Below are 20461 nucleotides of genomic sequence, written 5' to 3'. Positions count from 1 at the left end.
AGTCATGTGATGTCACCCGCACCTGAATGCATAGGGTGTGTGGAGGGAACGCGGGGAAGTGAAACATCTCAGTACCCGTAGGAAGAGAAAACAAGAGTGATTCCGTGAGTAGTGGCGAGCGAAAGCGGATGTAGGCTAAACCGGTTGCGTGTGATACCTGTCAGGGGTTGCGTGGTCGGGGTTGTGGGACCCTGCTGAGTGTACTGACATGCATTCGAGAAGTTATAAAGCCAGTTGCTAGCCGAACAGTCTGGAATGGCTGACCGTAGGCGGTGAGAGTCCGGTAGGTGAAAGTGGCTGGTCTTCTGTGGGTGTTCCCGAGTAGCGGCGGACCCCTGTAATCTGCCGTGAATCTGCCAGGACCACCTGGTAAGCCTAAATACTTCCTGGTGACCGATAGCGGACGAGTACCGTGAGGGAATGGTGAAAAGTACCCCGGGAGGGGAGTGAAATAGTACCTGAAACCGTTCGCCTACAATCCGTCGGAGCCTTGCGGGGTGACGGCGTGCCTTTTGAAGAATGAGCCTGCGAGTTAGTGGCATGTGGCGAGGTTAACCCGTGTGGGGGAGCCGTAGCGAAAGCGAGTCTGAATAGGGCGTTCAGTCGCGTGTCCTAGACCCGAAGCGGAGTGATCTAGCCATGGGCAGGCTGAAGCGCGGGTAAGACCGCGTGGAGGGCCGAACCCACCAACGTTGAAAAGTTGGGGGATGACCTGTGGTTAGGGGTGAAAGGCCAATCAAACTCCGTGATAGCTGGTTCTCCCCGAAATGCATTTAGGTGCAGCGTCGCGTGTTTCTTGCCGGAGGTAGAGCACTGGATGGTCTAGGGGGCCCACAAGCTTACCGAAATCAGCCAAACTCCGAATGCCGGTAAGTGAGAGCGCGGCAGTGAGACTGCGGGGGATAAGCTTCGTAGTCGAGAGGGAAACAGCCCAGATCACCAGCTAAGGCCCCTAAGCGTGTGCTAAGTGGAAAAGGATGTGGGGTCGCATAGACAACCAGGAGGTTGGCTTAGAAGCAGCCACCCTTTAAAGAGTGCGTAATAGCTCACTGGTCAAGTGGTTCCGCGCCGACAATGTAGCGGGGCTCAAGCACACCGCCGAAGCTGTGGCATTCACATTTTAATCTCGCGTGCCCTTGATGGTGCGTGCAGGTGTGTGGATGGGTAGGGGAGCGTCGTGCCGGGGGTGAAGCAGCGGGGTGACCCAGTTGTGGACGCGGCACGAGTGAGAATGCAGGCATGAGTAGCGAAAGAAGGGTGAGAAACCCTTCCGCCGGATGACCAAGGGTTCCAGGGCCAGGCTAATCCGCCCTGGGTGAGTCGGGACCTAAGGCGAGGCCGAGAGGCGTAGTCGATGGACAACGGGTTGATATTCCCGTACCCGCGAAAGAGCGTCCCTGATGAACTTCGTTGTGCTAACCATCCGATCTTGGTGAGGTCTTCGGACTGATCTGGGGGAGCGTGGGAACCTGGCGGGTAGTAGTCAAGCGATGGGGTGACGCAGGAAGGTAGCTGATCCCGGCCGGTGGTTGTGCCGGGGTAAGCGTGTAGGCCGTGTTGTAGGCAAATCCGCAACACATGTGGCTGAGACGTGATGCCGAGCCGATTCAGGTGAAGTCAGTGATCCTATGCTGCCGAGAAAAGCCTCTAGCGAGTTCTTAGCGGCCCGTACCCCAAACCGACACAGGTGGTCAGGTAGAGAATACCGAGGCGATCGGGCGAACTGTGGTTAAGGAACTCGGCAAATTGCCCCCGTAACTTAGGGAGAAGGGGGGCCGGAGACGTGAAGCCCCTTGCGGGTGGAGCGTTGTATGGCCGCAGAGAGCAGGGGGAAGCGACTGTTTACTAAAAACACAGGTCCATGCGAAGAAGTAATTCGATGTATATGGACTGACGCCTGCCCGGTGCTGGAACGTTAAGGGGACCTGTTAGCTCTTCGGGGCGAAGCGGAGAACTTAAGCGCCAGTAAACGGCGGTGGTAACTATAACCATCCTAAGGTAGCGAAATTCCTTGTCGGGTAAGTTCCGACCTGCACGAATGGCGTAACGACTTCCCCACTGTCTCAACCACAGGCCCGGCGAAATTGCATTACGAGTAAAGATGCTCGTTACGCGCGGCAGGACGGAAAGACCCCGGGACCTTTACTATAGCTTGACATTGGTATCCGAATTAGCTTGTGTAGGATAGGTGGGAGCCGGTGAAGTCCATACGCCAGTATGGGTGGAGGCAATCTTGAAATACCACTCTGGTTGATTTGGGTATCTAACTTCGGGCCGTTATCCGGTTCAGGGACAGTGTCTGGTGGGTAGTTTAACTGGGGCGGTTGCCTCCTAAAGGGTAACGGAGGCGCCCAAAGGTTCCCTCAGCCTGGTTGGCAATCAGGTGTTGAGTGCAAGTACACAAGGGAGCTTGACTGTGAGACTGACAGGTCGAGCAGGGACGAAAGTCGGGACTAGTGATCCGGCACTTGCGAGTGGAAGCGGTGTCGCTCAACGGATAAAAGGTACCCCGGGGATAACAGGCTGATCTTCCCCAAGAGTCCATATCGACGGGATGGTTTGGCACCTCGATGTCGGCTCGTCGCATCCTGGGGCTGTAGCAGGTCCCAAGGGTTGGGCTGTTCGCCCATTAAAGCGGTACGCGAGCTGGGTTTAGAACGTCGTGAGACAGTTCGGTCCCTATCCGCCGTGCGCGTAGGATACTTGAGAAGGGCTGTCCCTAGTACGAGAGGACCGGGACGGACGAACCTCTGGTGTGCCAGTTGTCCCGCCAGGGGCACGGCTGGTTGGCTACGTTCGGAAGGGATAACCGCTGAAAGCATCTAAGCGGGAAGCCTGCTTCAAGATGAGGTATCCCACCCCTCTTTGAGGGGGTAAGGCCCCCAGCTAGACGACTGGGTTGATAGGCCGGAGATGTAAGCTCGGTAACGGGTTGAGTTGACCGGTACTAATAGGCCGAGGACTTGATTACTAAGCTGCTACGCGTCCACTGTGCAACTCTCGGCAAATGAACAACAGACCAGTTGTGTTGGTGTTGTTTGATATGTCGATAGAGTTACGGCGGTCATGGCGGAGGGGAAACGCCCGGTTACATTCCGAACCCGGAAGCTAAGCCCTCCAGCGCCGATGGTACTGCACTCGGGAGGGTGTGGGAGAGTAGGACACCGCCGGACATTCTTTCAAGAAGGGCCACCCCTGCGGGGGTGGCCCTTCTTGCGTCTACCGCCGAGCCGTCGGTGCCGGATCAGCCCGCACGACGGAGGCGGCCGAGCATCCCGTTGAGGTCCTGGACGAAGAGCTCGTGGCGGAAGTAGTGACCGCCGGGCACCTCACGCCACTCGTGCGGGATCCCCGCCTGACCGAGAGCGGCCCGGAACTCGCGCTGGCCGGCCAGCACCTGGGTCTCGTTGACCGTGTCGAACCAGTTGACCGGGTCGGGCGAGGTGCCGGCGGCCAGGAAGATCCGCTTGTTGTGGTAGCTCCCGATCCGCTGCACCGGGTTGTCGGCGCTGACCCGTGCCTCGTCCCACAGCGGGGCGCCGTAGACGGTGCCGCCGCCCAGTTCGACCGCGGCCGAGCTCAGGTTGGCCCAGTGCACGACGAGGCCGAAGTCCCGGCGCAGGCTGGCCGGGCCGGAGTGGGAGCTGACCGAGCAGAAGTGGCCGTAGTACTTCGCGGCGTACTTCAGGGCGCCGAACCCGCCCATCGAGAAGCCGGCGACGGCGCGTCCGTTGTACTCCGCGAAGGTGCGGAAGTTCGACTCGATCCACGGCAGCAGTTGTGCGATGTGGAACGTCTCCCAGTTGCGTGGCCCCGTGTTGCTGCTGACCGGGTTGGAGTACCAACCGGTCGCGGCGTCCGGCATGACGACGATGATCTCCCTGCCGGCGGTGAGGTTGATGATGTTGTCGTTCATGTGGAAGGTCCGGAAGTCGGCGTTCCCGCCGTGCAGCAGGTACAGCACCGGGTAGCGCTTGTTGCTGGTGTGGTACCCGTCGGGCAACAGGACGTTGACAGCGGGATCCCACTGGATCGCATCGGTGGCGAAGCGGTAGTACTGGAGGCGACCGCCGTTCTCGTTGCGGTCGACGATGCGCAGGCCGTGCCCGTCGCCGGCGGCCTGGGCCGGGAGCGGCGCGCCGAACGTGCCCGCCAGCGCGCCGGCGGCGGCGACTCCCGCGGCACCGGTCAGGAGCCGCCGGCGGGTGAGGGGCCGAGCGCCTTCGGGGTTGATTTGCATCGATTCTCCTCGGGGAAGCTGCTACGGGTTCGGGGGTTCAGAGGGTGGTTTCTTGGGGGAGGCCGAAGAAGTCGTGCCATTTGGTGGTGGGGGTGAAGGTGGTGCCGGTGGAGAGGGCTACGTGGACGTCGTTGGTGGTGCCTTTGGTGAAGACGATGATGTCGTCTTTGCCGTCGCCGTTGGCGTCGGCGAGGTAGGGGAATTCGCCGGGGAGGCAGAAGTGGTCGTGCCATTTGATGGTGGTGCCGGTGAAGGTGGTGCCGGTGGAGGTGGCGGCGTAGACGTCGGCGTCGGTGTTGCAGGTGAAGGTGACGATGTCGTCTTTGCCGTCGCCGTTGATGTCGCCGACGCGGGGTTGTTCGGTGCCGACGGCGAAGAGGTCGTGCCATTTTTGTGGTGTGCCGAAGGTGGTGCCGTTGGAGAGGGCGATGATGACGTCGGAGGCGGTGGTGGGGCCTTGGGTGAAGGTGATGATGTCGTCTTTGCCGTCGCCGTTGACGTCGCCGGTGGCGGGGTGTTCGCCGGGGATGGAGAAGTAGTCGTGCCATTTGATGGCGGGGGCGAAGCTGGTGCCGGTGGAGAGGGCGACGTAGACGTCGGCGGTGTTGTCGTGGGTGAAGGTGATGATGTCGTCTTTGCCGTCGCCGTTGACGTCGCCGGTGGTGGCGACTTCGGCGCCGGGGGCGAACCAGTCGTGCCATTTGGTGGCGGGGGCGAAGCTGGTGCCGGTGGAAAGTGCGACGTAGACGTCGGCGAGGGATCCGTGGGTGAAGGCGATGATGTCGTCTTTGCCGTCGCCGTTGAAGTCGCCGGTGGTCAGGGTTTCGCCGTTGAGGCCGAAGAAGTCGTTCCACTTCACCGAGGTGCCCGTGAACGATGATCCGGTGGACGTCGCGACGTACACGTCGTTGAGTGAGCCCTGGGTGAACGCCACGATGTCGTCCTTGCCGTCACCACTGAAATCCGTCGGCGAACCCGGAGCCATGCCGGTGACCCGCGACGCCTCGGCGAGTAGCGACCGGGCCTTGGCCTGCGACTGGTCGTAGCGGTCGGGAAAACCGGAGCGTTGGACGCACTGCGCGACCTGACCGGCGGTGTAGCCCGGGTTGTTGCGGTCGCAGGTGATGGCCCGGGTGAAGAACTGCGTCGACGAGTAGACCGGGTCCATGATCTGCTCCGGAGTGCCCCAGCCGTAGTCCCAGCGCTGCTGGAACACCCCGAGGGAGGACTTGTCCCCGCAGGGCAGGTTGTTCATGTGGGACTCGACCCAACCGGTCTCGAAGCCGGCGAGCATCACCTTGTCGTTGACGCGCAGGTTGAGGCCCACCCGGTGCACGATGACGATGATCGACGGGTCGTGGTTCGCCGGTATCGAGGTGCAGGCCAGCGTGCCGGGGCCGTCGGTCGAGGGGACCGCGGCGGCGGGTGCCGCCGGGGCGGTCACCGCCAGCGTGGCGACGGCGACGGCGGCGGCCAGCCGGGCCGCGAGGGGGAATGCGGGCGTTCGGGTGCGAGTGTCCATGATGGCCCTCTGGGAAGCGGGGAGCAGTGGTCCGGGCGGGGCGGCCGTCCCGGGCGAGGACGAGCAGCGAGTGCGAACGACGACATCTGTCGATAGATACATGAAACTTACGGCCACTCGACGGCGCAGTCAAGGAAGAAACTTTCGTGCCGGTCGGGTGCTCGGAAACGGCCTGCCACCTGCGGGAACGAGGACCTGTGGGAGCGTCGCGCCGCGAGTGCTCACGAGGCAGGGTATTGACAGAAATCGAATGCGTTGGCTTCACTTCCGCCAGTGGCGCCGTCCAGGGGCCCGCCCGCCGAGGTGACACATGGCCCGATCCCGCGGCTTGCGTACCGTCGTCCTCACGGCCGCCCTCGCCATGGCCGTCGCGTCCGCGCCGCCTGCGGCGTCCGCCACGCCCGGCCCCGCCGCCGCGCCCACGACCACCGCCTCGGCCGCCCCCGGCGCCGTCGGCTGGGACGTCTACCGACGCCTCGACCGGCTGCCACACCTCGGCAGCGGTGCCCGGACCCGGCAGTTCTCCAGCTACGACCGGACCGGCGGCAACGACGACGGGTTCAGCGGCGCCCACTCCTGCCTGCGCACGGACGGCGGCTGCGTGATCGCCGAGGACCACGGCGCCGGTGAGATCGAGTCGATCTGGTTCACCCGCGACGACGGCGCGGTCGCCGCCACCGGGTGGATCCGCATCGAACTGGACGGCGGGACCGTCGTCGACACCGGGTTGCAGCACCTCGTGGACGGCGGCCTCGGCGCCCCCTTCGTGTTTCCCCTGGTGAGCAACGCCGACCAGACCTCCGGCGGGGTGACCGTCAAGGTGCCGATGCCCTACCGGCGGTCGATGCGCGTCACCACCCAGCACAACCCGCTGTTCCACCACGTCACCTACCGCAGCTTCGCCGACGCCCAGGATGTCCCGTCCTTCGATCCCGCGGACGCCGCCACCGACGTGGTGAGCCTGCTGCGGGCCGCCGGCACCCGCGACCCCAAGCCGGCACAGCCGGGCGCCGCCACGATCAACGGCACCCGCACCGTCCCCGCCAACGGCCAGGTCACCCTCGCGACCCTGACCGGCCCCCGGGCGGTCACCGCGCTGCGCCTACGGGTGCCCGACGCGAGCGCCACCGACTCCCGCCTCGGGCGGCTGCGGCTGCGGATCACCTTCGACGGTCGGACCACCGTGGACGCGCCGGTGGCCGAGTTCTTCGGCTCCGGGCTCGGCGAACGGCCGGTCCGGTCGCTGATGTCCGCCATGGACACCGCCCCCGGCGGCTGGTACAGCTCCTGGTGGCCGATGCCGTTCCGGGCCGCCGCCGCCGTGGCCCTCGTCAACACCGACGGCGTCGACCTCGCCGGCGTCGGCTGGGAGATCACCTCCGCGCCCGGCGCCCAGTGGGCCGACGCCCTGGCCGCCGACGGCGACGCCGGCTACTTCACCGCCCAGTCCCGGCGGGGGGCGACCACCCCGGGGCAGGACTGGACCGTCGCCGAGCAGGGCGGGCGCGGGCGTCTCGTCGGCGTGTCGCAGACCATGCGCGGCCACGTCGCCGCCGGCAACACCCGCAACTACCTGGAGGGCGACGAGCGGGTGCACGTCGACGGCTCGGCGACGCCGCAGCTGCACGGCACCGGCACCGAGGACTTCTACGAGTCCGGCTGGTACTTCAACCGGGGCACCTACTCGGGCGTCTTCACCGGCAACCCCGGGCACCAGGTGCGCACCGGCGGCTGCCCGTACGAGTGCGACGCGGCGTACCGGCTGATGATCGGCGACGCGGTCGACTACGGCACCGGCCTGCGGTTCGGCATCGAGCACGGCCCGGCCAACGACATGCCCGCCGAGTACGGCTCCACGGCCTACCTCTACACCCAACCCACCGTCGGGCAGGCGCTCACCGACACGGTCACCGTCGGTGACGCGGCGAGTCGGACGGCCCACGACTACTCCGACGGCCCCGCGGCGCAGTACCCCCTCACCTCGGTCTTCGAGGGCGACGACGACGCGGCGACGGTCACCGGGCAGGTCCGCGCCACCTCGGCCCCGGTCCGGTTCCGCCTCGCCGTCGCCCCGGACAACCAGGGCGTACGGCTGCGGCGCACCGGCGAACAGGGCGCGGCGGGCCAGCAGGTGGCCGTGGCCGTCGACGGCGTCGCGGTGGGCACCTGGGCCCAGCCGCAGGGCAACGGCGTGCAGCGGTGGCGCAGCGACGAGTTCGTCCTGCCCGCGTCGGTGACCACCGGCCGGGCCTCGGTCACCGTGACGCTGACCCCAGCGGCCGGCCGGCCCGCCTGGACCGCCAGCTCCTACACCGCGTCCAGCCTCGTGCGACCGTACGCCGACACCCGGCCACCGACGACGGTGGCCGCGCCGACCGTCGGCGCCCGGACCCACGCGGTCGCCCTGAGCTGGCCGGCGGCGACCGACGACGTGGGCGTCGCCGGCTACCGGGTCTACGGCGCGCGCGCCGCCGACGTGCCGACCACGCCGGCCAACCTGCTCGGCACCGTGCGGAGCCCCAGCTTCCGGCACGGACCGCTCGTCGCCGGGCAACGGTGGCACTACCGGATCGTGGCGCTGGACGAGGCGGGCAATGCCAGCCTCGCATCGGGTACCGCCACGGTGCTCAGTCGTGGGCGCAACACCAGCGACGTCGACGGCGACGGCCGGGACGACGTGGTCGGCTTCACCCGCGGCGCCACCGCCGACGTCTTCGCCTCGATCTCCTCCGGCAGCGGGTTCGCACCGGCCGCCAGGTGGCACGACTTCTTCGCCACCGACGCCGAACTGCCCTTCACCGGCGACGTCGACGGCGACGGCCGGGCCGACGTCATCACCTTCACCCGGGGCGCGGCCGCCGACGTCCACGTCGCGCTGTCCACCGGCACCGGCTTCGCCCCCGCCAGCAGGTGGCACGACTTCTTCGCCGTCGGCACCGAGATTCCCGCCGTCGGCGACGTCGACGGCGACGGGCGAACCGACATCGTCACCTTCACCCGGGGCGAGGCCGCCGATGTCTACGTCGCGCTGTCCACCGGCACCGGCTTCGGGCCCGGGGTGAAGTGGCACGACTTCTTCGCTGCCGGCACCGAGACCCCCGCCGTCGGCGACGTGGACGGCGACGGGCGCGACGACATCGTCACCTTCCTCCAGGGAGCCGGCGGCGCCGTCTACGCCTCGCTCTCCGACGGCAGCCGCTTCGTGCAGCACGCCTGGAAGTGGGGCGACGGCGTGGCCACCGGCAGCCAACTTCCCGCGCTGGCCGACGTCACCGGCGACGGCCGTGACGACGTCGTCGCCTTCACCCGGGGCGCGAGCGCCGACGTCCTGGTCCGCCCCTCCACCGGCGGTGGCCTCGGCGCCGCCGCGACCTGGCACGGCAACTTCGCCGTCGGCATCGAGCTGCCCGGCGTCGGCGATTTCGACGGCGACGGGCGCTGCGACGCCGTCACCTACACCCGCGGCAGCGCCGCCGACGCCTACGTGTCGCTCTCCGACGGCAGCCGCCTCGTGCAGAACGGCTGGCGGTGGAGCGACCAGATCGCCCCCGGCTCCGACCTTCCCCGCCCGAGCCTTCCCTGACAGGAGCCGCCATGCCCCGGCACCCGAGAACCGTCCGTCGTTCCCTCGTCGCGCTGGTCACCCTGGCCGCAGCCGTCCTGACCGGCGTTGTCGCGGCGCCCACGGCCGCGCTGGCCGCACCCAACTTCAAGGCGCCGTTCCCGTGCGGGCAGCGGTGGACCTACGACCACCACAGCGCCGAGGTGCGCCAGGCGCTGGACTTCGTGCGGGCCGACGGCGGCACCACCGGAGGGACGCCGCAGGTCGCCTCCGCCGCCGGCGTGGCCCGCCGCTACTCGCAGCCCAGCGGCGCCGGCAACTACGTGGTCATCGACCACGGCGGCGGCTGGACCACCTACTACTTCCACCTCAGCGCCTACTCGGTGCCCGACGGGGCGTACGTCGAGCAGGGTCAGCAGATCGGCGTCACCGGCAGCACCGGCAACTCCTCCGGCCCGCACGTCCACTACGAACAGCTCTACAACGGGGTGGGGCAGACGATCGTCATCAACGGCGTCTCGCTCGCGCCCTACCCGGGCCAGTACAACCAGAAGTACCTCGTCAGCGACAACTGCGGCGGTGGTGGTGGGGGTGGTCGGTATCTGGCGGGTTCGCCGACGGATTTCAGTGGTGACGGTAAGGACGACATCGTGGCGTTCACCCAGGGCTCACTCAACGACGTGTACGTCGCGACGTCCACCGGATCATCGTTCACGGGCACCTCGGTGAAGTGGAACGACTTCTTCGGCCTCAACGGCGAAACCCTGACCACCGGCGACGTCAACGGCGACGGCAAGGACGACATCATCGCCTTCACCCACGGATCCCTCGCCGACGTCTACGTCGCACTCTCCACCGGCACCAGCTTCGCCCCCGCCACCAAATGGCACGACTGGTTCGCCCCCGGCGCCGAAGTCGCCACCACCGGCGACGTCAACGGCGACGGCAAAGACGACATCATCACCTTCACCCACGACAACACCGCCGACGTCTACGTCGCCCTCTCCACCGGCACCAGCTTCACCGGCACCGCCATCAAATGGCACGACTACTTCTCCATCCCCGGCGAACACCCCGCCACCGGCGACGTCAACGGCGACGGCAAAGACGACATCATCACCTTCACCCAAGGCCCCACCACCGCCTCCGACGTCATCATCGCCCTCTCCAACGGCACCACCTTCGGCACACCACAAAAATGGCACGACCTCTTCGCCGTCGGCACCGAACAACCCCGCGTCGGCGACATCAACGGCGACGGCAAAGACGACATCGTCACCTTCACCTGCAACACCGACGCCGACGTCTACGCCGCCACCTCCACCGGCACCACCTTCACCGGCACCACCATCAAATGGCACGACCACTTCTGCCTAACCGGCGAATTCCCCTACCTCGCCGACGCCAACGGCGACGGCAAAGACGACATCATCGTCTTCACCAAAGGCACCACCAACGACGTCCACGTAGCCCTCTCCACCGGCACCACCTTCAGCACCCCACAAAAATGGCACGACTTCTTCGGCCTCCCCCAAGAAACCACCCTCTGAACCCCTTCGGAGAGTCGCCATGTTCATTCGTTCCCCGCGACGCAGGCAGAAGCCTCCGCTGGCCGGCGTCCTCGTCGCCACCCTGACCGCCGCCACCCTGACGGCCGCCGCGCCGGCCACCGCCGCGCCGACCGACCGGGCCGACGGCCTCGCCGCCGCCTTCACCGCCGCCAGCAGCCGCTACGACGTGCCCCGGGACCTGCTGGTGGCGGTGGGCTACGGCGAGAGCCGGCTCGACGACCACGGCGGGCAGCCCAGCGCCGCCAACGGCTACGGTCCGATGCACCTGGTCAGCAACCCCACCAACCGGTCACTGGACGAGGCCGCCGCGCTCACCGGCGCAGCGGTGGATCAGCTCAGGGCCCGGCCGGAGGTGAACGTCCGGGGCGCGGCGGCCGTGCTGCGCTCCTATGCCGACACGGTGCGGCTGCGGGCTGCCGACCGGCACCGGGTCGACGCCTGGTACCCGGTCGTGGCCCGCTACGCCCACGCCGGCGACGACGCGACCGCCCGTCTCTACGCCGACCACGTCTACGACCTGCTGCGGCAGGGCTTCGCGGGACGTACACCCACCGGGCAGCGGATCAGCGTCACCGCCCGGCCGGTGCGGCCGGAACTCGGCCGGTACGCCACGGTCGCCCCCGCCGGGAGCCGGTCCACCGGATCCCCGGCCGCCCTGGCGGCGGTGCCCGAGTACGGTCCGGCCCGGTGGGTCGCCGCCAACGGCGGCAACTACCAGCCGGGACGCTCGGCCCGGATCACCACCGTGGTCGTCCACGTCACCCAGGGCTCGTACGCGGGGACCGTCAGCTGGTTCCAGAACCCGTCGGCCGGGGTCAGCGCGCACTACGTCGTCCGGTCCAGCACCGGAGAGATCACCCAGATGGTGCGGGAGGGCGACACCGCCTACCACGCCCGTTCGGCCAACCCGTACTCGGTCGGTATCGAACACGAGGGCTTCGTGGACAACCCGGCCTGGTTCACCGACGCGATGTACCGCTCGTCGGCCGCCCTCACGCGCTACCTGTGCGACAAGTACGGCCTGCCTAGGGACCGCAGCGCCATCAAGGGGCACAACGAGCTGCCGGGCAACGACCACACCGATCCCGGGCCCCACTGGAACTGGAACTACTACATCTCCCTGGTGAACGCCGGTGGTGGTGGGGGTGGTCGGTATCTGGCGGGTTCGCCGACGGATTTCAGTGGTGACGGTAAGGACGACATCGTGGCGTTCACCCAGGGCTCACTCAACGACGTGTACGTCGCGACGTCCACCGGATCATCGTTCACGGGCACCTCGGTGAAGTGGAACGACTTCTTCGGCCTCAACGGCGAAACCCTGACCACCGGCGACTTCAACGGCGACGGCAAAGACGACATCATCGCCTTCACCCACGGATCCCTCGCCGACGTCTACGTCGCACTCTCCACCGGCACCAGCTTCGCCCCCGCCACCAAATGGCACGACTGGTTCGCCCCCGGCGCCGAAGTCGCCACCACCGGCGACGTCAACGGCGACGGCAAAGACGACATCATCACCTTCACCCACGACAACACCGCCGACGTCTACGTCGCCCTCTCCACCGGCACCACCTTCACCGGCACCGCCATCAAATGGCACGACTACTTCTCCATCCCCGGCGAACACCCCGCCACCGGCGACGTCAACGGCGACGGCAAAGACGACATCATCACCTTCACCCAAGGCCCCACCACCGCCTCCGACGTCATCATCGCCCTCTCCAACGGCACCACCTTCGGCACACCACAAAAATGGCACGACCTCTTCGCCGTCGGCACCGAACAACCCCGCGTCGGCGACATCAACGGCGACGGCAAAGACGACATCGTCACCTTCACCTGCAACACCGACGCCGACGTCTACGCCGCCACCTCCACCGGCACCACCTTCACCGGCACCACCATCAAATGGCACGACCACTTCTGCCTAACCGGCGAATTCCCCTACCTCGCCGACGCCAACGGCGACGGCAAAGACGACATCATCGTCTTCACCAAAGGCACCACCAACGACGTCCACGTAGCCCTCTCCACCGGCACCACCTTCAGCACCCCACAAAAATGGCACGACTTCTTCGGCCTCCCCGGAGAAACCACCCTCTGACATCCGAACCTCCAAGGCTCGGCGCGCACCGCCCGCCGGCCGGGGGCATCGAGCGCACGCGCGCCCGGCCGGACCGGCCGGGCGCGCGGGAAGGACCTGACATGACACTGGACCGTCGGGCATTCCTCGGCAGGGTCGCCGCGGTCGCCACGGCCTCGGCCGTCGCGCCGGCCCTGGCTCTCTCCGGCCCGGCCCAGGCGGCCACCTGGAAGAAGCGGGTCACCGGCGCCGACCTGGACACCAACAGTCGGTGGCAGGTCGCGGGCACGGACCTCGGCATCCCGTACGTGCTGGAGAACGGCTCGATCGGCTACCTCTTCGGCGACACCTTCAACACCCCGTGGCCCGAGGGCCCGCCGCTGCCCAACGACTGGCGGTCCCCGGTGATGCTGCGCTCCAACGTCCACCCGGGCGCGCCCGGCGGGATCGTCTTCGACAGCGCCGCGCGGGTGGCCGGCAACGGCCGCGCCCCCGAAATCATGCACAACGGCCACTTCGGGATCGGGATCGACGGCCTCTGGGAGATCAGCGTCATCCCCAACGACGGGATCAGCTTCCCCGAGACCGGCCGCCAGTTGATCTCCTACATGAGCATCGAGAACTGGGACTCCGTCGGTCCCGCCGGCCCGCACTGGCGCTCGCGCTACGCCGGCCTGGCCTACTCCGACAACGGCAACGACTTCGTCCGGACCCCTCTGAAGTGGTGGAACAACGGGAACAACACCGACCCGTTCCAGATGTGGACGATGCAGCGTGACGGGGACTGGGTCTACGTCTTCTCCGTCCGCGCGGGTCGCCAGGACGGCCCGATGATGCTGCGTCGGGTCCGCTGGGACCGGCTGTTCTACCCCGAGTCGTACGAGGGCTGGGGCTGGAACGGCAGCAACTGGGGCTGGGGGCGACCCTGCACTCCGATCCTCACCGGCCGGTTCGGCGAACCGTCGGTACGCCGGCTGCCCGACGGCACCTGGGTCATGTCCTACCTCAACTGTGTGACCGGCTGCATCGTCACCCGCACGGCCGGCGGGCCGGACCAGGTGTGGACCGCCGAGAAGGTCCAGGTGTTCCCGTGGCAGGAGCCGGCGCTGTACGGCGGCTTCATCCACCCCTGGTCCGGCAGGAACGCCAACGAGCTGCACCTGATGGTCTCGAAGTGGACCCGGACGCCCGACAACCGCAGCACCGCCTACCACGTCAGCCAGTTCGTCGGATCCCTCTGAACCACCGCAGGTCGCCGGGCGGCGGGGCGCCCTCGTCCGCCCGGTGACCTGCGACGCGGGACCGGGCCGGGGTGGTCAGGAGGCCCCCTCCGGCGCGGCGAGGGACCGCAGCGCCGGCCGGAGGCGGATCTGCTCGACCGCGCGGTCGTAACCGGCGAGCATCAGGAACGAGTCGTCGCCGTCGCCGACCTGGCACATCGACCGGATCCAACCCGTCGAGCCCGCCAGCATGTCCAACAGCGACCCCCCGGTGCCCAACGAGCCCCGCCGCGTCCCGCTCGCCGGGTCCCACAGGGTGACGCCGATGCCGTCCCCGGCCGCGGCGAGGAGCACCTCGCCGTCCAGCTCCACCGTGCAGAGCGCATAGCGAGGGGCCTCGTCGTCGAAGGAGTCGAGGCGCTCGCCGCTGTCGGGGTCCCACAGGACCACGGTGCCGTCGCCGGCCGCCGAGGCGAGCCGGGTCACGCCGTCGACGGTGACCGCGCAGACGGCGTTGACGCCGCCCCGCTGGGCGCCCAGGTGGCGGACCAGCCGCCCGTCGGCCGGGTCCCACAGCCGGACGGTGCCGTCGGCGTACCCGGCGGCGAGCAGGATCCGACCGTCCACTGGCACGGTGCACAGCGCCCGGACGACGACCCACCGCGCCTGCCGGCCGACGACCCGCACCTGGCGGCCTGTCTCCGGCTCCCAGATCCGGATCCGGCAGTCGTCCCCGCCGGAGGCGAGCAGGACGGTGTCGCCGACCGGCACGGGGCACAGGGCGTTCACCGGGCCCCGGTGCCCGGCGAGGGCGTGTACCGGCTGGCCGGTCTCGGGGTCCCAAAGGTGCACGGCGTCGCCGTAGCCGGCGGAGGCGAGCAGCACCCCCCTCGGTGTCTCGACCGCGCAGGCGGCCCGTACCAGGCCGGGGGTGAGGCGGTCGAGCTGCCGGCGGAACGCGGCGGGCAGCGAATCCGGCAGCAGGCCCGACAGGTCGGCGAGCACGCCGCCGGAGCCCATCGTCCGCAGGTGCTCGCCGGCGCCCGGGTCGCCGATCCCGACAAGGTGCCCGATCCCGCCGTACGCGGCCCGCACGCGACCGTCCACGCGCACCGGTGTCACGCAGGCGTGCCACGGCCTGGTCCACGCCAGGGTCGTGCCCACGACGAGGGTGCCTCCCGCGACGAGGCCGCCCAGCAGCGCGCCGGGCCACCGGTTCGCCGACTGCACGCCCGGCACCACCTGGACGGCGGCGAGGTACCAGGCCGCCGGCACCACGAACCGCGCCGCGAGCCGGGCCACGCCGAGGACGTCCGGCGGGAACGGCTCCGCCCGCAGGGCGCGACCACCGCCGCGCAGCAGCGAGAACAGCACCGCCAGCGCCGCCAGGATCCCCCCGATGACCGCCGCCGGACCGGGTTCGTCGGTGAACGAGGCCAGCAGGACGAACGCGACGGCGGTCGAGAGGAACCCGCGGATCCACGGCGCGGCCCGGGAGAAGGCGACCCGGGACAGGCCCAGGGTCAGGGCAGCGCCGAGGGCCGTCACCACCGCGACCGCCGCCAGCGGCCAGAATCCGTCGGTCCGCAGGGCGTCCGGTTGTGACCACCGCACCGCGATCAGCACCAGCAGCGTCGCGGCGACCGGCAGGATGAGTCGCACCATCGAATGACCTCACAGTCCGCGTCCCCGGTGTATCCGGGGATCGATGAGCTTTCAGCGAATGCGGGTCCGATTGTGCCGAACGGCCGCCACCGTGCGGCGGCGGACCGGCAGCACTACGCGAAGCGGGACGGGTCGCCCGCGCCGACGCGGACGACCTCGGGTTCGCCGTCGGAGAAGTCGACCACCGTGGTCGGCTCGGTGCCGCAGTCACCGGAGTCGACGACCGCGTCGACGACGTGGTCGAGGCGTTCCTTGATCTCCCAGCCCTGGGTCATCGGTTCGGCGTCGCCGGGCAGCAGCAGCGTGCTCGACAGCAGCGGCTCGCCCAGCTCGGTGAGCAGCGCCTGGACGACGGGGTGCTCGGGGATGCGGACGCCGACGGTCTTCTTCCTCGGGTGCAGCAGCCGGCGGGGCACCTCCTTCGTCGCGGGCAGGATGAAGGTGTAGCTGCCGGGGGTGGCCGACTTGACGGCGCGGAACACGGCGTTGCCGAGGTGGACGAACTGACCGAGCTGCGCGAAGTCCCGGCACACCAGGGTGAAGTGGTGGCCGCTGTCGAGGTGGCGGATCTCCCTGATCCGGTCCATGCCCTCCTTGTTGCCCAGCCGGCAGCCCAGGGCGAAGCACGAGTCCGTCGGGTAGGCGATCAACCCGTCCCCCCGGACGAGGTCGACCACCTGCCGGATCGTCCTGGGCTGCGGGTTGTCGGGGTGCACGTCGTAGTACTTCGCCATGGGCGGAAGCTTAGGCCGACGCTTGGCTGTGTCGTCTTCCTGACAGTGTTCGATCGCCGTGAAGGTAGACCTCCATCGTTGTCTCATGGTGCTTCGACCGCCCCGCGCCGACGGGTACGACAGCGTGCTGCGCCGCCCGCCGATGCCCGGCCCCGTGCTGATCACCGTGCTCGTCTTCGCGCTCCTGGCGCTGCTGTTCCTGCTGGCGACGGTGCACCGGCTGCTGGTCGAGGACGGCTCGCTGGGCGCCGCCGTGTTCTTCGCCGCCATGGCCGTCACCTGCGCCTTCGTGGCGTTCAGCCTGTCCGGCCGGCGCCCCTGGGCGGCCTACCCGGCGTACGTGTCGTCCGGGCTGTTCGCCGTGGCCTCGCTCGGGATGTTCGGCGCGATCACGATCGTCGGGGTCGGCCTGCTGGCCTGGGTGCTGTGGGCCCTGAACACGCGCTCTGCCCGGGAGTGGCTCAGCGGCCGTCGCCGGCTGCGCTGACCGCCGCCGCGCCGTCCACCAGGTCGCCCGTGTCGTCCGGGCGGGCCGCCGCGACGACCGCCACTAGGTCGTCGAGGGTGTCCAGCCGGTGGCCGGGATCGGTCAGCTCGACCTCCACGCCGTACTCCAGCTCGATCGCGTCGACCAGGCGCAGCAGGCCGAGGGAGTCGACGCCGAGGGCGACCAGCGACCCGCCGCCGAGCACGTCGGTGGCCGGCACGTCACCCCCGGTGGCCTCGCTGACCAGTGCGGCGAGCCGCGCGCGCAACTCGGTGCTGCCCATCAGAGTTCCTTTCCGGACTGTCGGACGATCTCGGCGATCTCCGCGATCGTGGGGGTGTCGAAGAAGGCGTCGAGCGGCACCTCGACGCCGAGCCGCTGCTGGATCCGGCCGCTGATCCGGGTGATGGTCAGCGAGTGCCCACCCAGGTCGAAAAGGTCCTCGTGCACGCCGATGTCGGGGATCTTCAGCACGTCCTGCCAGATCTCGCGCAGGACGTCCACGACCGGGTCGCCAGCCTCCTCGGGCGGGGCGGTGGCCGCCGCGACCGGGTCGGCCCGGGGCGCCGGCGCGGGCAGCGCCGCCCGGTCGACCTTGCCGTTCGGGCTCACCGGGAGCCGGTCCAGCAGCACCCAGTCGGTGGGCAGCACGGCCGCCGGCAGGCTCAGCGCCAGGTGCCGGCGCAGGTCCGCCGGGTCCGCGACCGCGCCGGCCCGGGCCACCACGTACGCCGCCAGGCGGGCCTCGCCGTCGCCGTCGGCGCACAGCGCGGTGGTGGCCTCCGCCACCGCCGGGTGCTCCAGCAGCCGGGCGGTGACCTCGCCCAGCTCGATCCGGTGCCCCCGGATCTTGACCTGGTCGTCGGCCCGGCCGAGGAAGTCGATCCGGCCGTCCGGCAGCCACCGGCACCGGTCGCCGGTGCGGTAGAGCCGCCCGTCGCCGTCGCCGAACGGGTCCGGCACGAACCGCTCGGCGGTCAGGTCGTCGCGCCCGAGGTAGCCGTCGGCCAGCCCGGCGCCGGCCAGGTACAGCTCGCCGGGCACCCCGACCGGCACCGGCCGCAGCGCCTCGTCCAGCAGGTACGCCCGCACGTTGGGCAGCGGGCGGCCGATGGTCACCTCGGTCGGGTCGGCGGGGACGTCGGCGGTGCTGGCGTAGATCGTCGCCTCGGTCGGGCCGTACCCGTTGACCAGCCGGGTGGTGCGGGCCCGCAGCTCCCGGGCCAGGGTGACCGGCAGGGCCTCCCCGCCGGCGAGGGCGACCAGCGGTTTCGCCGTGTCCAGGCCCGCCTCCAGCAGCACCCGCCAGCCGGACGGGGTGGCCTGGGCGTGGGTCACCCCGGCGTCGCGGACCAGCCGCAGCACCCCGGCGCCGTCCAGCGCGTTCACCGCCGAGGCGACGACCACCCGGCCGCCGGTGACCAGCGGCAGGAACACCTCCACCGCGGAGATGTCGAACGACGGCGAGGTCAGGTGCAGCCAGCGGTGCCCGGGCCCGCTGTCCAGCAGGTCCCGCATCCCCAGCAGCAGGTTGGTCAGCGCGCCGTGGCGCACCGCGACGCCCTTCGGCCGGCCGGTGGAGCCGGAGGTGTACAGCACGTACGCCAGGTCCGCGGCGGCCGGCGCGTCCGGGTCCCGCGCCGGGTCCGGGCCGGTGAGCAGGTCCACCCCGTCCAGGGCGAGTTCGGGCCGGGCGTCCTGCGCCCCGCCGGACGCGGTCACCACCAGCGCCGGGTCGGCGTCGGCGAGCACCAGGTCCCGCCGGGCCGGCGGGTGGCCGGGGTCGACCGGCAGGTACGCGGCCCGGCGGCGCAGCACCGCCAGCATCGTCACCACCGTCCGCCAGGACCGGTCCAGCGCGACCGCGACCAGCGACCCGGGGCCGACGCCGCGCTCGCCCAGCAGCGCCGCGAGCCGGGCGCTGGCGGCGTCGAGCCGGGCGTAGCTGAGCGCGACGTCGCCGTCGACGACGGCCACCGCGTCCGGGTCCGCGGCGACCCGGGCCGCGAACAGCTCGGGCACGGTGTCGCCGGGGTACGCCCGCGCGGTGTCGTTCCAGCCCTCGGTGACAAGGTGCAGCTCGTCGGCGGGCAACACCGGCAGGTCGCCGACCGGTCGCGCGGGGTCGGCGACCACGGCGCCGAGCAGGGTGCGCAGGTGAGCGCCGATCCGGGTGACCGCGTCGGTGTCGATGGCGGTGGGGCTGTGCTGGAGGCTCACCGCGATCCCGTTCGGGCCGTCCACGATCTGCACGTGCAGCGCGTTGCGGGCCGCGCCGCCGAACAGCGTCCAGTCCACTCCGGTGGACACCCCGGGGAAGGCCGGCTCGGCGCCCCGCCGCCGGTAGCCGACCGAGACTCCGGTCAGCGCGGGCGCCGGGCGCAGCCCCGACACGGCGTGGGCGAGCGGCACCGCGCGGAACCGGTACAGCTCGCGCAGCCGGGCCCGCACGGCGCGGGCGTGCTCGGCGAACGTGCCGCCGGCCGGGTCGGCGGCGACGGGCAGCTCGTTGACGAACAGCCCGACCCGGTCGGCCTGCGCGGGCGTACGGGTGGACAGCGTGACGCCGACCGGGACGCCCCGGTTGCCGTACCGGGCCAGCAGGGCGTGCACCGCGGCGAGCAGCAGCTCGAACCGGGTCACCCCGAGCGTCCCGGCGGTCCGGCCCACGCCGTCGGCCAGCTCGGCGGGCAGGTCGACGTCCACGGCGGCGCCGGGTTCCGCGCCGGTGGGCAGCCGGCGCAGGCCGGGCAGCACCACGTCGCCCGGGCCGGACCAGTGCCGCGCCCAGTACGCGCGGGCCGCCGGCAGGTCGACCGCGACGCGTTCCCGCTCGGCCGCCGCGTCCCCGGCGTACCCGTCGCAGCGGGGCGTGGCCCGCGCCGGGAGGCCGGCGAGCGCGGCGGCGTACGCGTCGGCCAGGTCCCGGGCCAGCACGTCCTTGGACATCCCGTCGAAGACCAGGTGGTGGACGGTGACCAGCAGCAGGTGCCGGCCGTCCGGGGCGGTCAGCAGCGTGAACCGGGACAGCGGCCCGACCCGTAGGTCGTGGGGGCGGGCCAACTCCTCGGTGACCCGCGTGGGCGTCCACTCGCCGAAGGCGACCGCCGGGCGCACCTCGGCCGGAGCGAGCCCGGGGGTGCCGTCGGCGTCGCTGACCACCCGGGTGCCGAGGACCGGATGCCGGTCGGTCACCGCCGCGCACGCCTCGACGAGGGCCCGGCGGTCCAGGTCGGCGGCGAACCGGACGCCGAGCGCCATGTGGTACGCCGTGCCGGCGACCCCGGCCTGCTCGGTGAACCAGACGGCGTGCTGCGCGTATGTCGCCTCGGCGGTGCCCACATGCTCTCCCATGAATCGCGGTCCCGGTGCTGGGT

At 69.7% G+C, this 20461-nt stretch carries 11 protein-coding genes and 2 rRNA genes (1 of these 13 only partly in view); 7 read left to right on the top strand and 6 right to left on the bottom strand.

The genetic code is table 11. The features are described 5' to 3' along the window. Together OOK41_RS19475 and rrf are read left to right on the top strand one after the other, a co-directional pair. A 23S ribosomal RNA gene (locus OOK41_RS19475) occupies positions 1 to 2971 on the top strand (it extends 136 nt beyond the left edge of the window). A gap of 85 nt (positions 2972 to 3056) precedes the next feature. Further along, positions 3057 to 3173, top strand: a 5S ribosomal RNA gene (gene rrf, locus OOK41_RS19470). A 71-nt stretch (positions 3174 to 3244) separates the two neighbouring features. On the opposite strand, the gene OOK41_RS19465 is transcribed toward rrf, so the two are convergent. Then, on the bottom strand, positions 3245 to 4240 hold the full coding sequence (locus OOK41_RS19465) for an alpha/beta hydrolase family protein (protein ID WP_266266212.1): 996 nt from the start codon (positions 4238 to 4240) through the stop codon (positions 3245 to 3247). 37 nt (positions 4241 to 4277) lie between these two features. Next, complete coding sequence (locus tag OOK41_RS19460; RefSeq protein WP_266266211.1) at positions 4278 to 5762, bottom strand: VCBS repeat-containing protein; 1485 nt, start codon at positions 5760 to 5762, stop codon at positions 4278 to 4280. A gap of 310 nt (positions 5763 to 6072) precedes the next feature. Between OOK41_RS19460 and OOK41_RS19455 the strand changes: the two genes are divergently transcribed. The 4 genes from OOK41_RS19455 (at position 6073) to OOK41_RS19440 (ending at position 14219) form a co-directional block, all read left to right on the top strand. Further along, entirely contained in the window at positions 6073 to 9345 is a 3273-nt protein-coding gene (locus OOK41_RS19455) for a DUF2961 domain-containing protein (RefSeq protein ID WP_266266210.1), read from the top strand. A gap of 11 nt (positions 9346 to 9356) precedes the next feature. Next, positions 9357 to 10874, top strand: coding sequence for a VCBS repeat domain-containing M23 family metallopeptidase (locus tag OOK41_RS19450; RefSeq protein ID WP_323136184.1), 1518 nt, complete (start codon positions 9357 to 9359; stop codon positions 10872 to 10874). Between the two features lie 19 nt (positions 10875 to 10893). Then, complete coding sequence (locus OOK41_RS19445; protein ID WP_266266209.1) at positions 10894 to 12999, top strand: N-acetylmuramoyl-L-alanine amidase; 2106 nt, start codon at positions 10894 to 10896, stop codon at positions 12997 to 12999. A gap of 101 nt (positions 13000 to 13100) precedes the next feature. After that, positions 13101 to 14219 carry a DUF4185 domain-containing protein gene (locus OOK41_RS19440; protein ID WP_266266208.1) on the top strand — a complete coding sequence of 373 codons (1119 nt, stop codon included), beginning with the start codon at positions 13101 to 13103 and terminating at the stop codon, positions 14217 to 14219. 75 nt (positions 14220 to 14294) lie between these two features. On the opposite strand, the gene OOK41_RS19435 is transcribed toward OOK41_RS19440, so the two are convergent. Then, positions 14295 to 15863 carry a WD40 repeat domain-containing protein gene (locus tag OOK41_RS19435; protein ID WP_266266207.1) on the bottom strand — a complete coding sequence of 523 codons (1569 nt, stop codon included), beginning with the start codon at positions 15861 to 15863 and terminating at the stop codon, positions 14295 to 14297. A gap of 113 nt (positions 15864 to 15976) precedes the next feature. Then, positions 15977 to 16597, bottom strand: coding sequence for an L-threonylcarbamoyladenylate synthase (locus OOK41_RS19430; protein ID WP_266266206.1), 621 nt, complete (start codon positions 16595 to 16597; stop codon positions 15977 to 15979). 85 nt (positions 16598 to 16682) lie between these two features. On the opposite strand from OOK41_RS19430, the gene OOK41_RS19425 reads away from it, so the two are divergent. Beyond that, the gene (locus OOK41_RS19425) at positions 16683 to 17084 is read left to right on the top strand and encodes a hypothetical protein (protein WP_117670625.1); all 402 of its coding nucleotides are present in this window, start codon (positions 16683 to 16685) and stop codon (positions 17082 to 17084) included. On the opposite strand, the gene OOK41_RS19420 is transcribed toward OOK41_RS19425, so the two are convergent. Continuing rightward, positions 17059 to 17367 carry an acyl carrier protein gene (locus OOK41_RS19420; protein ID WP_266266205.1) on the bottom strand — a complete coding sequence of 103 codons (309 nt, stop codon included), beginning with the start codon at positions 17365 to 17367 and terminating at the stop codon, positions 17059 to 17061. The two genes, OOK41_RS19425 and OOK41_RS19420, sit on opposite strands and share 26 nt — an antisense overlap. Next, positions 17367 to 20438 (bottom strand): amino acid adenylation domain-containing protein, encoded by a 3072-nt coding sequence (locus OOK41_RS19415; protein WP_266266204.1) that lies wholly within the window; start codon positions 20436 to 20438, stop codon positions 17367 to 17369. Before OOK41_RS19415 ends, OOK41_RS19420 begins: the two co-directional genes overlap by 1 nt. Between the last annotated feature and the right edge of the window lie 23 nt (positions 20439 to 20461).

It is taken from the genome of Micromonospora sp. NBC_01655 (assembly GCF_026339755.1).
GTDB lineage: Bacteria > Actinomycetota > Actinomycetes > Mycobacteriales > Micromonosporaceae > Micromonospora.
The sequence above is the reverse complement of the archived record's forward strand: the minus strand, read 5'-3'. Positions and strand labels throughout refer to the sequence as shown.

What these genes read in the sequence shown, in the direction of transcription:
- OOK41_RS19455 (WP_266266210.1), top strand. Translation starts at nt 6,073, where the DNA reads ATGGCCCGATCCCGCGGCTTGCGTACCGTCGTCCTCACGGCCGCCCTC.
- OOK41_RS19420 (WP_266266205.1), bottom strand. Translation starts at nt 17,367, where the DNA reads ATGGGCAGCACCGAGTTGCGCGCGCGGCTCGCCGCACTGGTCAGCGAG.
- OOK41_RS19440 (WP_266266208.1), top strand. Translation starts at nt 13,101, where the DNA reads ATGACACTGGACCGTCGGGCATTCCTCGGCAGGGTCGCCGCGGTCGCC.
- OOK41_RS19435 (WP_266266207.1), bottom strand. Translation starts at nt 15,863, where the DNA reads ATGGTGCGACTCATCCTGCCGGTCGCCGCGACGCTGCTGGTGCTGATC.
- OOK41_RS19445 (WP_266266209.1), top strand. Translation starts at nt 10,894, where the DNA reads ATGTTCATTCGTTCCCCGCGACGCAGGCAGAAGCCTCCGCTGGCCGGC.
- OOK41_RS19415 (WP_266266204.1), bottom strand. Translation starts at nt 20,438, where the DNA reads ATGGGAGAGCATGTGGGCACCGCCGAGGCGACATACGCGCAGCACGCC.
- OOK41_RS19450 (WP_323136184.1), top strand. Translation starts at nt 9,357, where the DNA reads ATGCCCCGGCACCCGAGAACCGTCCGTCGTTCCCTCGTCGCGCTGGTC.
- OOK41_RS19430 (WP_266266206.1), bottom strand. Translation starts at nt 16,597, where the DNA reads ATGGCGAAGTACTACGACGTGCACCCCGACAACCCGCAGCCCAGGACG.
- OOK41_RS19425 (WP_117670625.1), top strand. Translation starts at nt 16,683, where the DNA reads ATGGTGCTTCGACCGCCCCGCGCCGACGGGTACGACAGCGTGCTGCGC.
- OOK41_RS19465 (WP_266266212.1), bottom strand. Translation starts at nt 4,240, where the DNA reads ATGCAAATCAACCCCGAAGGCGCTCGGCCCCTCACCCGCCGGCGGCTC.
- OOK41_RS19460 (WP_266266211.1), bottom strand. Translation starts at nt 5,762, where the DNA reads ATGGACACTCGCACCCGAACGCCCGCATTCCCCCTCGCGGCCCGGCTG.